This is a genomic window from Bradyrhizobium sp. PSBB068 (assembly GCA_016839165.1).
Taxonomy (GTDB): domain Bacteria; phylum Pseudomonadota; class Alphaproteobacteria; order Rhizobiales; family Xanthobacteraceae; genus Bradyrhizobium.
In genome coordinates this window covers 7443953-7456910 of sequence record CP069300.1, presented here as the reverse complement: position 1 = coordinate 7456910, position 12958 = coordinate 7443953, and the positions used below count along the sequence as shown (strand labels likewise).

Genomic DNA, 12958 nt, shown 5'->3' with positions numbered 1-12958 from the left:
GGAAAGCGGTGGGGCGGATCATTCCTGGCGCTGGTGGCTAGGATTCCCACAGAACTTCGGTGGCGAGGTATTCCCATAGAACCGTCCGCACTCTAAGCGCCCCGGACGCGTCCACGGAATATCGATAAGTGCCGGGCTGGACGATCACCCAACCGTCCAGCAGGTCCGCGCCGGTCACGAGGCGTGACATCATGCGGCTCCCGACCTCTGGCCATACGGCCAAACCCGGGCCTTCGCCCGCGCCCTCGAAGTCCGAGCGCTGCTCGGAAGACATGCTTTCGAGGGGAATGGCCCAGACGTGGATGGGGGCATTGAGCATGGGCTCCCCCCATTCGAAGTAGGCATGTCCGCGAGCGTTCTTCACCACGACGCGGTTGATGCGCTCCGCGTCCGGCTTCCACAGGAAACGCTTCTCACCTCCTACAGTCGTGTATTCGGTCCGCGATCGCTCGATCAGAGTGCGCAGCCCGGGACTCGCCGCCAACGCGCGGGCGGCGCTCGCATTCGATTGCTGCTCGGGCGCGCTGGAACCGGAGAGGACGCAGCTCAGAAACGTCACCGCGTATTGCTCATCCCGCGAGAAGCTGGTGTTGCACTCCTTGCAAATCGTGACGACCGGCAAGTGGTGCGGGCGCGGCTTCGACAGCAGGCTTTTCGACGGAACATGGTCGTCGCTCGTGTCAAGGCCAGCAAGCGATCGCGCGCAGTGAATGCACCACGACTTCTGTCGATCATCGACGAACTCTTCGGTTCGCTGCATATGTCCATCCGTTTGACAGTCATAGTCGAGGGAGCGGCATAGATTACGCGGCTTGGCGTTGCACCGCCCCGCCGTTCACTTCGTCTTCGCCCGCCGCTTTTTGCAGAAACCGCGCAAGTGCAGCTTTGCGAGAAGCTCGGTCAAGCGCGTAGGCGGTCTGCTTGAACTCTTTCCCATCCAGCAGGCCCTCAATGTAGCCGGCGATCGTATCGGCCGCCATGATGAGGGCCGTGTCGAGCGTATGGATGTATTTGCTGGTCACGGAGCCCTTGGCATGGCCGACCAAGGCCGCGATCGTCACCTCCGTGAAGCCGAGATCGTTGCCGACGCTCGCGAAGCTATGCCGCAAGACGTGGGGCGTGACGTCCGAGAGCGGAGAGTCCTTGAAGATCTGCTCCCAGTGGTTGGGGAAACTGCCGAAAGCGTTGTCATCCCCGTAGCCGGGGAAGACATATGTGCCGGCGGCTGTCTTCCGACGCTCTTCGAGGAATTCGACGACGGGCAGGCCGATAGGCCGGACCGAGGTGCCCTCCTTACTGTCGATCAGCCGCAGGCAACTGCCGTCGGTATCTGCTTCCGTCCACATGAGGCCGATCATCTCGCTACGGCGGCAGCCTGTGAGAGCGACCTGACGAATGATCTCGACCGTCGTCGCGAACTTCTCGTCCTTCTCCGCCGCGATCAGCATCTCGCCCAGCGTCCGATATTCTGCTTCCGTTAGCCGGCGGGTGCGGACGTTGTCCTTCGGCTTCCGCAGCCCGTGGGCAGGATTGATTGCGATGATGCCTGCTTCGACAGCGTAAGTGAGGATGCCACCGAGGAGCCCGACCGTTCGAGTGGCCGTTCCGGCGCCACCGCGGACAATGGCCTTGCCGCGCAGCTTCTTCGTCTTGACCGACACTCGCGTCTTGCCGGCCATGATGTCCTTGAGGGCCTTGTTGATGTCGGCCTTGGTCAGATCCTTCACGCGTCGCGTGCCCAGGAGCGGGATGATGTGCCGCTCGATGCGCCCAGTGTCCGTCCCAACCGTTGATGGCTTCTTGGGCCGGCCGCCTTTGCCGAGGATCAGCCCTGCGTTCAGGTCATTGACGTAGAGCGTACAGAGTTCCTTGACGGTGATGGCCTTGTGGTCGAGTTGGCGTTCCTCGGCAGGATTGTCCCCTTGAGCAACGCGGCCCAACTGAACCTTGGCCTCCTGCCTCGCACCCTCTGCGGTCCAGACGCCATGCAGGCCGATCGTGTAGCGGCGCGAGCGGCCCAGGGCTCGGTATTGCAGGACGTAGCTGCGCTTGCCGGAGGCGAAGACGCGGAGGCCGAAACCTGGTAGCTCGTCATCCCAGATGACGTAGTCCTTCTCCCGCGACTCCGCGGCGTCGACGAGCCGCTTCGTGAGCTTAGGCATGGGAATTCTCCCGTCCAAACTCCCATTCTCGCGTAAGCACCACGTAAGCAGCCGGACGCAAGTCGGAGCGTGTCCGAGGGTACGTCAGGCGAGCTGAAATTTCAATTTGTTTAGTGATTACAGTGGCATAGCGCATTTGAGCGAAACCCATCGAAAAGCATCGAAGGGCAGGTTAAATTCTCCGAAGGCAAAGGTCACACGTTCGAATCGTGTCGGGTGCGCCACTATGGGATCGACGATGATCGCTCGTGGCGATCCTGCGGCCGTCGCCATCCAAATGCGCTTAGAATTTTCGTCCGCTGGATTCCATTTTCTTGAATTCCCCGCTGATCGTCAGGGATTTCCCTCCCGACGAAGGGGTCTTGGTCGCTTTGCCGGACTGCCGGGAAATAATGATCGAAAGCGAAGCGACCTGCTCCTTGCCATTGATCGTGACATTTGTCGGGCCATCGAAGGAGAAGGCATCCTGGCTTACTCTCCAACCTCCGGCTGTATCGATGTAGTATTGCAGGGTCGACGCGGCCATGTTCCAGTCATCAGTCGACGCGAGTGGAAAATCGCACTCCACCGCTGCGACCGTGGTCTGCGCGTGACCTGCCGGAGCCAACGCTCCCAAGGCCAGAAGCGATAGAAACCCGTTTCGTATGACTCGCACCTATCCACTCCTAAAAAGCTGCCAGTGAGTGACCCCGCAACATAGCCCCTCAGCGCAACCGAGGCGAGCGCTCCACAAGGACGGAATAGCTTCCAAGGGTGACACGCGTCCGGTGGTCTGTACCGTAAAATCACGGAGGCACCGGCCCTCTTGGCCCCGCATCGCGACGCGTTAGGCGCGGACCGCGCTTTCAGCTGCGGTTCAGCAGCTGCCAGGTCGACGTGGCATGCGCGATCGGCTCGCCTGCCGCGTCGGATGCCTGCGACTGCACGAAGAAGGTCTTGCGGCCCCGCTTCAGGAAGGTCGCATGGCAGGTGACGCGCCCGCCGCGCACCGCGGCAAGATACTGCACCTTCATCTCGAGCGTGGTACCGGCGCCCGCGACGTGATTGACGAGATGCCCCATTGAAATATCGAGCGCGGTCGCGAGAACCCCGCCGTGCAGCGTGCCCTGCGGATTGAACAGCGGCCTCACGGCGTCGAAGGACACGATGCACGCCTCGCCCTGATAGGCGATATCAAGTCCGAGCAGACGCGACAGGAAGAACGATCCGAACTCCTGCCGCTCGTCCTCGGCGGCGCGGCGCAACATCTGCTCGGCGATATCCCTCATGACGACACTCTTGTGACGATACTCAAATGTGCGATCGCACGAAGCTCCGTCCAAGATCTCCGAACGCGCCTTCGACCGCGAATCTTTCCAGCCGATCGTCGGTCCAGCCGCGCCATTCCGCAAGCACCTCGCGCGTGTGTTCGCCGAGCATCGGCGGGGGCGTCGACGGCGCCGGCGGCTCGTCGCCGAACCGCGTCGGCCGTGCGACGAACCTGACGTCCCCCGCCGCCGGATGGCGGACGCTCTGGACCATGCCGCGCTGCGTCAGTTGCGGCGTCTCGCAGACCTCGCCGATCGACTTGATCGCGCCGCAGGGAATGCCGGCCGCGCCCAGCAGGTGCAGCCAGTCGGCGCGGCGCCTTTGGGCGAAGATCGGGATGAGGATCGCGACCAGCTCGTTGCGGCCTGCCGCGCGTTTCGGGGCGGTTTCGAAGCGGACGTCTTCGCGCAGATCCGGACGACCGATCACGTCGCAAAACGCCGCCCAGAATTTGTCGTTCGCGACGCCGACATTGATCCAGCCGTCACTCGTCTCGAACGGCTCATACGGGCTGATGGTCGGATGGACGTTGCCGCGGCGCATCGGGCTTTGTCCCGTGGCGAAGTACATGCCTGCATTGAACGTCAGGAGTGACGCCATCGCGTCGAGCATGGAGACGTCGACCCGGCCGCCCTCACCGGTCCGGCTTCGTCGCATCAAGGCGGCCAGCACCGAATGCGACGCATAGAGACCCGTGACGAGATCGGCGATCGATGTACCGACCTTGGTCGGCGGCCCCATCGGATCGCCGGTGATGTCCATCACGCCGGCCTCGCCCTGCAGGATCAGATCGTAGCCGGGACGGGCGGCGTCCGCACCGGTGCGACCGAACCCCGAGATGCTGCACAGGATGATGTCAGACCGGCGAGCCCGCAGCGCGTCGAAGCCGAGCCCCCATTTGTCCAGAGTGCCGGGACGGAAATTCTCGATCACGACGTCGGCCGCGGATGCGAGATCGAGCACCGCATCGCGCCCCGCCGGCGACTTCAGATCGATGGCACAACTGCGCTTGTTGCGGTTCACCGACAGGAAATACGCACTCTCGCCGCCGACGAAGGGCGGCCCGTAGCGGCGGCTCTCGTCGCCTTGCCTGGGATCCTCGATCTTGACGACGTCGGCGCCGAGATCGCCGAGTTGCATCGTGGCGAACGGACCGGAGACCACGCGGCAGAGATCGAGAATCCTGATGCCCGACAGCGGCTCGCGATCAGACGATCGCATCGGCGAGGTCTTTCATCGACGGCACCAGGATGTCGGGCTGGTGCGGCGTGATGCCGAACGGGCGGCTGCGCCGGTCGATGAAGGCCGTCCGCATGCCGGCGGACTTGGCACCGATGCAGTCGAAGGCATGATTGGCCACGAACAGCACCTGATCGGGCTTCACGCCCATGATCTCGGCCGCCTTGGTGTAGGTCGCGACATGCGGCTTGAACGAATTGGCCTCAGTCACCGAGATCACGCGATCGAACGGGATCTTGTGGTGCTGCTTCGCGGTCTCGAGCATATCGGGATCGCCGTTCGACAGCACGACGAGCTTGTATTTGCTTTGCAGCCGCGCGAGCGCCTCCGGCACTTCCGGAAACGGCACCAGCTTCTCGATCTCGCCGACGAGATAGCGCACGTCGTCCATCGTGTGGTCGATCTTCGCGCGGTCCATCACATGGGCAACTGCGCGGTGTCCGATCTCGCGATAGGGCGTGTGCTCGCGATGCAGCAGCGCATCGATCATCGAATTCTCGAAATGGGTCCGACGCCACCATGTGACGAAGGAATTCGGATCGCCCTTCCAGCCCTTCTTTGCAAGGAACGGTGCGGCGATTTTAATCAGGCCGCCCTGCATGTCGACGACGGTGCCGTACTGATCGAACATGCAGATCTTCACGTCGCGCTTGATCGTCTCAAAGCTCATTGATGCCTCCTTGTTCTGAGCGATTGATACGCCTTTCGCCATCATGGATGAAATGGATTTGTGATCTGCCGTTATTCACGTTATGAATGACGAATGAACCTTCGATCCATCGACCTCAATTTGCTCGTCGCGCTGGACGCACTGCTGGCCGAGCGTCACGTCACCAAGGCGGCGGACCGCGTCGGCCTCAGTCAACCGGCGATGAGCAACGCGCTCAACCGGTTGCGCGCGATGTTCGAGGACGAACTGCTGGTGCGGACGACGAGCGGCATGAAGCCGACGCCACGCGCCACCGAACTGGCGGAGCCGCTGCGCCAGGTGCTGCGCCAGGTCGAGCGCGTGATGGCGAGCGACGCCGGCTTCAACCCGGGCCGGACGGAACGCACCTTCACGATCAGGATGTCGGATATTCTCGCCTGCCTGCTGCTGCCGAGGCTCACAGCGGCGCGATCGCCGGACGCGCGGATCTCCTACAACATCATCCATCTGCCGCCTGCGCTGACGATCGATGCACTGGAACGGGACGAGATCGACGTCGCGGTCAGCATGGGGCTCGACCATTCCGCATCGATCCGTTCGGAGACGCTGCTGCGCGACCGCATGGTCTGCCTGATGCGCAGCGGCCACCAGATCAAGCGCGGACGGCTGACCTTCGAGCGCTTCATCGCGCAGGAGCACATGAAAGTCTCGATCAGCCCGGCCGATCTGCGCTTCGTCGACGACGTGCTGACCGAGCGCGGCCACCGCAGACGCATCGCGCTGAACGTGCCGCATTGGCTGGTCGTACCGCACGTTCTGAAGCAGACCGATCTGCTCGCGGTGATGCCGAGGCATCTCGCGGCCGTGCTGATGGACGATGGCCTTCGAATGGAGGAACTGCCGTTCGAGTCCGCACCGTTCGACTGGATGCTGTACTGGCACCGCCGATACGATCAGAGCAACGCGAACGGCTGGCTCCGCGACCGGATCAGGGCGGCTTGCACCGGTCTGGGTTAGGCTCCGATATCCGCCGGCCTCCGCGCGATCGACGGCCGGCTTCCCGCTTCGGCCTCCGCCACTGCCGATGCGTCCTCCAGCGATCGCCCCCTGGTCTCGAATCCGAACACAAGAAACACCCCGGCCTGGACCACGAGGATGCCGGCCAGGGTCGTCAGCACGCCGGTCAATCCTTGCCAGGCGAAGATCGCGACCACGACGTACTGGACCAGCGCGGTCGCGATCCGTCCGGAGGTGGCGCAGATCGCCGTGCCGCGAAGCCGATAGCGCGTCGGGAACAGTTCAGGGACGTGCATCGCGAACCCGGTCGCCAGCATGACATAGATCGCGGTGACGAGCAGGAAGCCCACGGCTGCGAGCGCAATACCGTCCGCCATATGCGGATAGGCTAAGCCGAGCACCGCTGCCGCGATCGACGAGCCGACGATCGAGAGCCTGCGTCCGAGCCGGTCCGCCAGCACGAGCCCGATCAGCGAGCCGACCGGCCCGCCCAGCGCCATCACGGAGGTATAGCCCAGCGAGGACACCACGCTGTGGCCGCCCTTGACCATGAAGCTCGGCAGCCAGCCGATGAATCCGTAGAGGCTGAAGCCCACAACGATGTGCAACAGGCTGCCGAGCAGCGTGCGCGCAAGATACGGCGGCTGGAACAGACGCCAGACCGAACCAGCAGATTCCTGTGCCGGCACGCTGGCGACGACCGCAGAGAGCGGCCCCTTGCGCGCGGCCTCCGCTTCGATCGCCGATAGAATGTCCTCGGCTTCATCCGCGCGGCCGTTGGCGGCGAGCCAGCGCGGCGATTCCGGCATCGACTTGCGCAGTATCCAGACGACCATCGCCAGGATGCCGACAAGGCCGAACATGTAGCGCCATCCGAGCGTCGGAATCACCCACAGGCCGACCATGGACGATGCGAACAGCGAGAAGTTGGTGATGACGGCCAAGAGCCCGATCCAGCGGCCACGCGATGCGGCCGGCACGAACTCCGTCAGGGTCGCGTAGCCGACCACGATCTCGGCGCCGAGCCCGATGCCGATGATGAAGCGCAGGACGATCAGGACCATCATGTTCGGTGCGAAGGCCGCCGCGATCGACGCGAGGCCGAAGATCGCGAGGTTCATCTGGTAGGAGAAGCGGCGGCCGAAGCGGTCGCCGAGGATGCCGGACAACCAGGCGCCGATCGTCATTCCGACAAAGGTCGCGGAGACGAAGGCGGCATTGAGCTCGAGCGTCGACCAGCCGTCCTTCAGCACCGCACCCAACACGCCGCCGGCCAGATAGATATCGAATGCATCGAGGAACATGCCGGCCCCGATCAGGGCCAGGATGCGCCAGTGGAATCCACAGGTCGGCAGCCGGTCGAGGCGTGCGCCCGCGTTGATGTCGATGTCGGCGGATCGCGCCATGCCAAACCTCCCCGTCGTCTTCTTGGGAACCGGATGCTCCGGTCACCGATTGATGACGCGCAGGGGGTCGCCGTCCAATTCAAAACGAAAATTCGACTATTTGGCGCGGTGATGAAGCTGACGCGGCCGGCATGATCGCGGCACAAGACATCGGCGCGGGTCTCAACTATCGTCTGATGTATAGCGTACGGGAGCGGGTTGGCATGGGATCGGCGTCACAACTCGACACTATCGGCTTCTGCGTATTGGTGACGTGACCGCATTCAAGTTGGCAGATTCGACGCCGTCACGGATTGGCTATTTTCAAGCGGCTTGGAGAGAAACACGTCAGCGAAACCAACGGCCTCGCGTTCCCGTCGCTTACTGCGAAAGATGCGCGGCCTGCTGGAGGGCGTTGTTGAACAGCGCCTGCATCGCGTTCTGCAGCGCTGTGCTGTCGCTCGCCTGGAAGAAGAAGCTCGATGATGATGCGCAATTTTGCAGGGCGCCGGCGATATTGCTCGCGAACGGCGCAACCATGTCGGTGTACTGAAGCCCACCGACATTGATGTAGGTGGTATAGATCACCCCCACCGTCGCGCCCTTGCTCTTGAGGTTGGCGCAGACCGGGCTCCAGAGCAGCACGCTGGCATAGGGCGTACCGTACCAGGAGCCGACCGGACTCGTCAGCGTGTCGTAGCTGCCCGGCTGATAGCCAAAGGCATGATCTTCAACGCCGTCGGTCACCAGGAACACGAATTGAAACGGCGAGGCTTGCGTGCCGTTGCCGGAGCCCGATGTCACTGCATTCTGGGTGAGCCATTGGACGGCGTCAGCGATCTGGGTGCCTTGGTCGGTCGTCGGCAACTGAATGCCGCCACTCTGGTTCGCGAAGCCGACATCGGACGACGTCTGATTCAGATTCGCAGTCAGACCGGAAAGCTTGGTGACCGAATTGTTGAAGGTGTAGACGGCGAACTTATACTGCCCTGAGACCATTTCGCCCTGGGCCTGCGCGATGATCAGCTGAACCGCTGTCTTGAGCGCATCAAGCCGATTGGAGGCGCCGCTCACATAGCCCGTGGTATAGCCGGGATAGTTGCCTTGGGTGGCCTCAGGCGAATGACACTCGAAACCGCAGCCTCCGTTGACGCTGCCTATCTTGGTGATATCGGCCGCAGTTGCGCCGATGCCCATCGACGGCGAATTGTCGAGAAGCAGATAGAAATTCACGTAGGTCGGCAATGTCGCGGTTGCAGTCGATGTTCCACTGACAGAGGTGAAGGTGCTGCCGAGAAGGCCAGGCAGCAGGCTCGTCAGGGTCGCCGTGTAGCTGACGGTCGCCGTCAACGCACCCGGCGACGTTGTCGTTGCTCCCGAGGCCGTGACGTTGACGTTCAACGATGAAACCTTGCCTTCCTTGACGGCTGCCGCTTGGGTGTTGAACATCGCCGTCGCATTGGCCTGGCCGGTCGCCCCCGTATTGACGTAGGTCAGCATCGCGGGGTTTGAAACCGCCTGCAATGCGGCCGCGTCGGCAATCGCGTTCAATTTGGTCCTGAGCGAAATGGCCAGGCCGTATTGAACGACGCCGAGCGTTGCCAGCACCATCGGCACGAGAGCAAAGGCGAAAATAATCGCGACATTGCCGCTCCTGGCGCCTCTGAACCGCTTGGCTACCGACAACAGTCTGGTGAGCGGTCGTTGTGCCGACATCTGCCGCTTCATGCGTCTATGGTGAAATGCGTGCAACGAACGCGCTGTTTCGCGGCGAAACATAAATCGAATCGGAAAGCGTGATCGGACCGGTGATGAAAGAACCGAACGCGGGCGTGAAAGTGTAGCTCACGGTGGCGTAGATCAGATAGCTGTTAGGAACAGCGAGTGCCGAGGGGAGCGGGAAGCTCGAACCCGGGGTGCGATTCGTACTCCAGCTCACAGTGGCGGCGCCGGACGAGCTGATTGCAATTTGCGAGACATTCGATGTGGCGGGTGTGCTGGAATACGGTGCGAGCACCGCCGCGGTTGCTCCCAGTATTTGGGCCATGTCGGTATCGTGTATCGGCTCCGACGTGCTGTTGTACTGGTTGGTGATCTGCGCCAGCGTTGCGGTGGCAAAGTGGGTCTTGGTGTAGATCGCGACCGCCGTGCCGGCGTCGTAGAATGCCAGAAGCAAGCCGATGAGAAGCGGCAGTATCATGCCGAATTCGATCCCGGCGACGCCGCCTGTCGAGGCAATGAAACGGCGGTGCATTCGAGCGCCCATGACCGTCACGGCTCCACTTTGAAGGCGGTTATCCCCATGATGAGGGACGTTCCGTTGGACAGATTCGGACGGATAAGGGCAAACGGACCGGTGATGACCGGCCATTGGTACAGCAACCGTACGACCATGATCTGGCCGGCAGTGCCTGGGTTGTAGCTCCAGCCGTTGGTGACCTGACCTTGGGCGTTGTACGTCAACGTTGGCATCGAAACGTTGGCTGCGCTGAACGAGGCATAGGTGTTCACGTCGACCATCAGGCTGCCGCAATTGAACAAGGCCTGAATGCTCGGGCACACCCGGGAAACGAACTGTGCCTCCGTCAGGTTACTGGCCTGAGCCTGCCCCGTTAGAAACGATCGCCCGGATTGAACGGCGGCAGCTTGCAGGACGTTCTGGGCAAAAAAATAGATACCGGTTTCCAGTATCGAGATGAGAAGTCCGATGAAAAGGGGAGCGAGAATGGCAAATTCGACCGCGGTCGAACCACGTCCCTCGCGCAAGAAGCGCCAAATGCGATGCGACCGCCGAAACCCTCGACGTCTTGAATGGCTGGACATATCCGTCACAAATGCGCCCCGCTTTCCGTGTGCGGCGGCTCGACCTGCCTGGGCTCGCGAGAGCGGATCTGTCCCACAGCATTGCCAAACTGCTTGTCGGCATCACCAAGCCGCAACCGCGGCTGGCATAGCCGGTCGCAGTCGACATAAGTCCCGCGCTCCTGCCCGCGATAGACCGTGACGGCGGCGTCTGCCGCCTCCAAGACCCGCACGGTCGACGTGGCGACGACTTCGCCGGCATTGCCGAGCACCATCATACGCGTTTCGCCATAGGAGATTCCCGTCAGCACCGCGCGATCGCCTTCAGGCAGATAAGTCGCGCGAACGATCCGCGGATTGTCGAACACGAGGATACGCCGCCGTGCCGGCATCTGGATCAGCGTTGCGTGATCAATTTCGACGACGATTGGCGCCATGGCTTCGACCGCAACAGCCGCGTCGCCTGTCGCAAGCGATGACGCCGCCGCAAGCGCCAAGCAGCCTGCGGCCAGCCACGGCATGTGACCCCGACGGCGGCGGCGAACCGCTGTGTCTCGAAGCGACCACTGCCGGGCCAAGCCTTGGGTGCAGGGAATCATCGCGGGTTCAAGGAGGTTGATCTTGACCAATACGGCAGGGTGGCCGGCTTCGTTTGAGCAAGCTACGCTTCCCGCATTATCAACGACTGAAGGGAGATGTCGGATTTCGGCAAGCCGGTGTTTCTACGGGAACGCCCATTTGGATCGTGTCGGGTACACAAGCGACCCGTCACTCGGGAGACGACGGTGCTCAGTCGATCAGCACAAATCTCTGGTTCTTAGCCGCGGAGTCGCAGCGGTGCTGGCGCTGAGTGCGCAGCCCCCTCCTGTTTCATGCGAGCCGCATGGCCCGTGTTCGAACGCCGAGCGCGCATGATCGCGTTCCATCCTGACACCAAGCTGAATTGCGTTTGCCGCTGCTAACAATTTCATGGCCGCGCGATCTCGTGATCGCGCATCGACACCGACATTCACAACGGGTTCATGTCGAGGCGCCTATTCGACTCCGAAGCCGGGGGAAGAAGATTGGAGTATGTGCCATGCGCCGCATCGCCGGATTGCCTTTCGCCATAGCTCTCAGCCTCTGCTGTCTCTTGCCGCCCACCCCTGCCCGCGCGCAGATCGCCATCGGCATCGGCATCAGCGTCGATGTGGCCCCGCCTCCATTGCCTGTCTACGATCAGCCGCCGATTCCCGGCGACGGCTACATCTGGACCCCGGGCTATTGGGCATGGAGCGACGATACCGGTTACTACTGGGTGCCCGGCACATGGGTGCTGCCGCCCGCACCTGAATTGCTATGGACACCCGGCTACTGGGGCTGGAACGATGGTGTCTACGCTTTCCACGCCGGCTACTGGGGAGCGACCGTCGGCTTCTACGGCGGCATCTCTTATGGCTTCGGCTACACCGGTCTCGGCTATGAGGGCGGCTACTGGCGCGGCGGCAGCTTCTTCTACAACCGCTCCGTCACCAACATCACCAATGTCTCGGTCACCAACGTCTACAACAAGACCGTGATCAACAACACGACCAACATCAGCTACAACGGCGGCACCGGCGGCACCACGGTGAGGCCGACGCCGCAGCAACTCTCGGCAATGAACGAGCACCACGTGGCTGCGACCGCCGAGCAGACCCGGCACGCCGAAGCGGCGATGAAGGATCCGGCGCTGTCGCTCGCCAACAATCATGGGCATCCGGCCGTCGCCGCGACCGCGCACGCCGCACACTTCAGCGGCGCGGGCGTGATCGCCGCGCGTCCGGGCAAGCCGATCGCGGCACCGCCGCCCCGGCATGCACAGCCTGCGGCAGGACACGCCTTGCCGACGGGAAATGCCGTACCGCCGGGGCACGCGCTGCCGAGCGGAAATGCTCTGCCGCCGGTGCATGCGCCACCGACAAACCACGCACAAACGACGGGAAATGCTCCGCCCGCAGGCCACGCTCTCCCGACAGGAAGCGCGCTGCCGGTAGTGCACGCCCCACCAACAGAACACACTCAAACGACGGGACACGCTCCACCGGCAGGACACCCGCTCGCGACAGCGAACACGCTGGCCGGCGCAGGCAACCATCCCGCACCGGCGCCGCACGTTGCCGCACCAGCCATGCATGCGCCGAGGCCGCAGGTCGCACATAATGCACCGCCACCGCCGCGCCCGGTCGCGCACCCGCCGGCGCCGCGCGTCGCGCAACAGGCTGTGCACCGCCCGCCACCGCCGCGCCGGCCTGCGCCGCATGTGTCACGGCCAGCACCGCGGCCCCATCCTGCGCCACGCCCGCATCCTGCGGCAGCGAGGCCGCATCCGGCGCCACACAGGCACGCATGATCCAGTGCATCGGCGTGCTCGCAAG

13 protein-coding genes are annotated in these 12958 nt (G+C 63.0%); 2 read left to right on the top strand and 11 right to left on the bottom strand.

All coding sequences use genetic code 11. From position 1 onward, the window contains the following. Positions 1 to 37: 37 nt before the first annotated feature. The 6 genes from JQ507_34605 to JQ507_34580 all read right to left on the bottom strand — a co-directional run bounded on the left by JQ507_34605 (position 38) and on the right by JQ507_34580 (position 5379). Positions 38 to 760, bottom strand: coding sequence for a hypothetical protein (locus tag JQ507_34605; protein ID QRI69904.1), 723 nt, complete (start codon positions 758 to 760; stop codon positions 38 to 40). A 43-nt stretch (positions 761 to 803) separates the two neighbouring features. Beyond that, positions 804 to 2162 carry an integrase arm-type DNA-binding domain-containing protein gene (locus tag JQ507_34600; GenBank protein QRI69903.1) on the bottom strand — a complete coding sequence of 453 codons (1359 nt, stop codon included), beginning with the start codon at positions 2160 to 2162 and terminating at the stop codon, positions 804 to 806. Between the two features lie 283 nt (positions 2163 to 2445). Further along, entirely contained in the window at positions 2446 to 2817 is a 372-nt protein-coding gene (locus JQ507_34595) for a hypothetical protein (GenBank protein ID QRI69902.1), read from the bottom strand. 190 nt (positions 2818 to 3007) lie between these two features. Beyond that, positions 3008 to 3430 carry a PaaI family thioesterase gene (locus tag JQ507_34590; protein ID QRI69901.1) on the bottom strand — a complete coding sequence of 141 codons (423 nt, stop codon included), beginning with the start codon at positions 3428 to 3430 and terminating at the stop codon, positions 3008 to 3010. 22 nt (positions 3431 to 3452) lie between these two features. Continuing rightward, positions 3453 to 4691: a CoA transferase gene (locus tag JQ507_34585; GenBank protein ID QRI69900.1), complete on the bottom strand. Its 1239-nt coding sequence runs from the start codon at positions 4689 to 4691 to the stop codon at positions 3453 to 3455. Further along, the gene (locus JQ507_34580) at positions 4678 to 5379 is read right to left on the bottom strand and encodes a haloacid dehalogenase type II (protein QRI69899.1); all 702 of its coding nucleotides are present in this window, start codon (positions 5377 to 5379) and stop codon (positions 4678 to 4680) included. Before JQ507_34580 ends, JQ507_34585 begins: the two co-directional genes overlap by 14 nt. A gap of 93 nt (positions 5380 to 5472) precedes the next feature. Here JQ507_34580 and JQ507_34575 point away from each other — a divergent pair, with 93 nt between their 5' ends. Further along, complete coding sequence (locus JQ507_34575; protein QRI69898.1) at positions 5473 to 6375, top strand: LysR family transcriptional regulator; 903 nt, start codon at positions 5473 to 5475, stop codon at positions 6373 to 6375. On the opposite strand, the gene JQ507_34570 is transcribed toward JQ507_34575, so the two are convergent. The 5 genes from JQ507_34570 to JQ507_34550 all read right to left on the bottom strand — a co-directional run bounded on the left by JQ507_34570 (position 6372) and on the right by JQ507_34550 (position 11191). Further along, positions 6372 to 7781 (bottom strand): MFS transporter, encoded by a 1410-nt coding sequence (locus JQ507_34570; GenBank protein ID QRI69897.1) that lies wholly within the window; start codon positions 7779 to 7781, stop codon positions 6372 to 6374. The two genes, JQ507_34575 and JQ507_34570, sit on opposite strands and share 4 nt — an antisense overlap. Positions 7782 to 8141: 360 nt before the next feature. After that, complete coding sequence (locus tag JQ507_34565; GenBank protein ID QRI69896.1) at positions 8142 to 9476, bottom strand: hypothetical protein; 1335 nt, start codon at positions 9474 to 9476, stop codon at positions 8142 to 8144. Positions 9477 to 9492: 16 nt separating this feature from the next. Beyond that, the gene (locus JQ507_34560; GenBank protein ID QRI69895.1) at positions 9493 to 10014 is read right to left on the bottom strand and encodes a hypothetical protein; all 522 of its coding nucleotides are present in this window, start codon (positions 10012 to 10014) and stop codon (positions 9493 to 9495) included. Between the two features lie 17 nt (positions 10015 to 10031). Then, a complete protein-coding gene (locus JQ507_34555; GenBank protein QRI73639.1) occupies positions 10032 to 10583 on the bottom strand; it encodes a pilus assembly protein in 552 nt (183 codons plus the stop codon). A 5-nt stretch (positions 10584 to 10588) separates the two neighbouring features. After that, on the bottom strand, positions 10589 to 11191 hold the full coding sequence (locus tag JQ507_34550; protein QRI69894.1) for a pilus assembly protein N-terminal domain-containing protein: 603 nt from the start codon (positions 11189 to 11191) through the stop codon (positions 10589 to 10591). Between the two features lie 449 nt (positions 11192 to 11640). On the opposite strand from JQ507_34550, the gene JQ507_34545 reads away from it, so the two are divergent. Continuing rightward, positions 11641 to 12933 carry a YXWGXW repeat-containing protein gene (locus JQ507_34545; protein QRI69893.1) on the top strand — a complete coding sequence of 431 codons (1293 nt, stop codon included), beginning with the start codon at positions 11641 to 11643 and terminating at the stop codon, positions 12931 to 12933. The last annotated feature ends 25 nt before the right edge of the window (positions 12934 to 12958 follow it).

Excerpts from the sequence above, each read along its gene's own strand:
- JQ507_34605 (QRI69904.1), bottom strand. The coding sequence starts at position 760 with ATGCAGCGAACCGAAGAGTTCGTCGATGATCGACAGAAGTCGTGGTGC.
- JQ507_34600 (QRI69903.1), bottom strand. The coding sequence starts at position 2,162 with ATGCCTAAGCTCACGAAGCGGCTCGTCGACGCCGCGGAGTCGCGGGAG.
- JQ507_34590 (QRI69901.1), bottom strand. The coding sequence starts at position 3,430 with ATGAGGGATATCGCCGAGCAGATGTTGCGCCGCGCCGCCGAGGACGAG.
- JQ507_34585 (QRI69900.1), bottom strand. The coding sequence starts at position 4,691 with ATGCGATCGTCTGATCGCGAGCCGCTGTCGGGCATCAGGATTCTCGAT.
- JQ507_34580 (QRI69899.1), bottom strand. The coding sequence starts at position 5,379 with ATGAGCTTTGAGACGATCAAGCGCGACGTGAAGATCTGCATGTTCGAT.
- JQ507_34575 (QRI69898.1), top strand. The coding sequence starts at position 5,473 with ATGAACCTTCGATCCATCGACCTCAATTTGCTCGTCGCGCTGGACGCA.
- JQ507_34570 (QRI69897.1), bottom strand. The coding sequence starts at position 7,781 with ATGGCGCGATCCGCCGACATCGACATCAACGCGGGCGCACGCCTCGAC.
- JQ507_34565 (QRI69896.1), bottom strand. The coding sequence starts at position 9,476 with ATGTCGGCACAACGACCGCTCACCAGACTGTTGTCGGTAGCCAAGCGG.
- JQ507_34560 (QRI69895.1), bottom strand. The coding sequence starts at position 10,014 with ATGCACCGCCGTTTCATTGCCTCGACAGGCGGCGTCGCCGGGATCGAA.
- JQ507_34555 (QRI73639.1), bottom strand. The coding sequence starts at position 10,583 with ATGTCCAGCCATTCAAGACGTCGAGGGTTTCGGCGGTCGCATCGCATT.
- JQ507_34545 (QRI69893.1), top strand. The coding sequence starts at position 11,641 with ATGCGCCGCATCGCCGGATTGCCTTTCGCCATAGCTCTCAGCCTCTGC.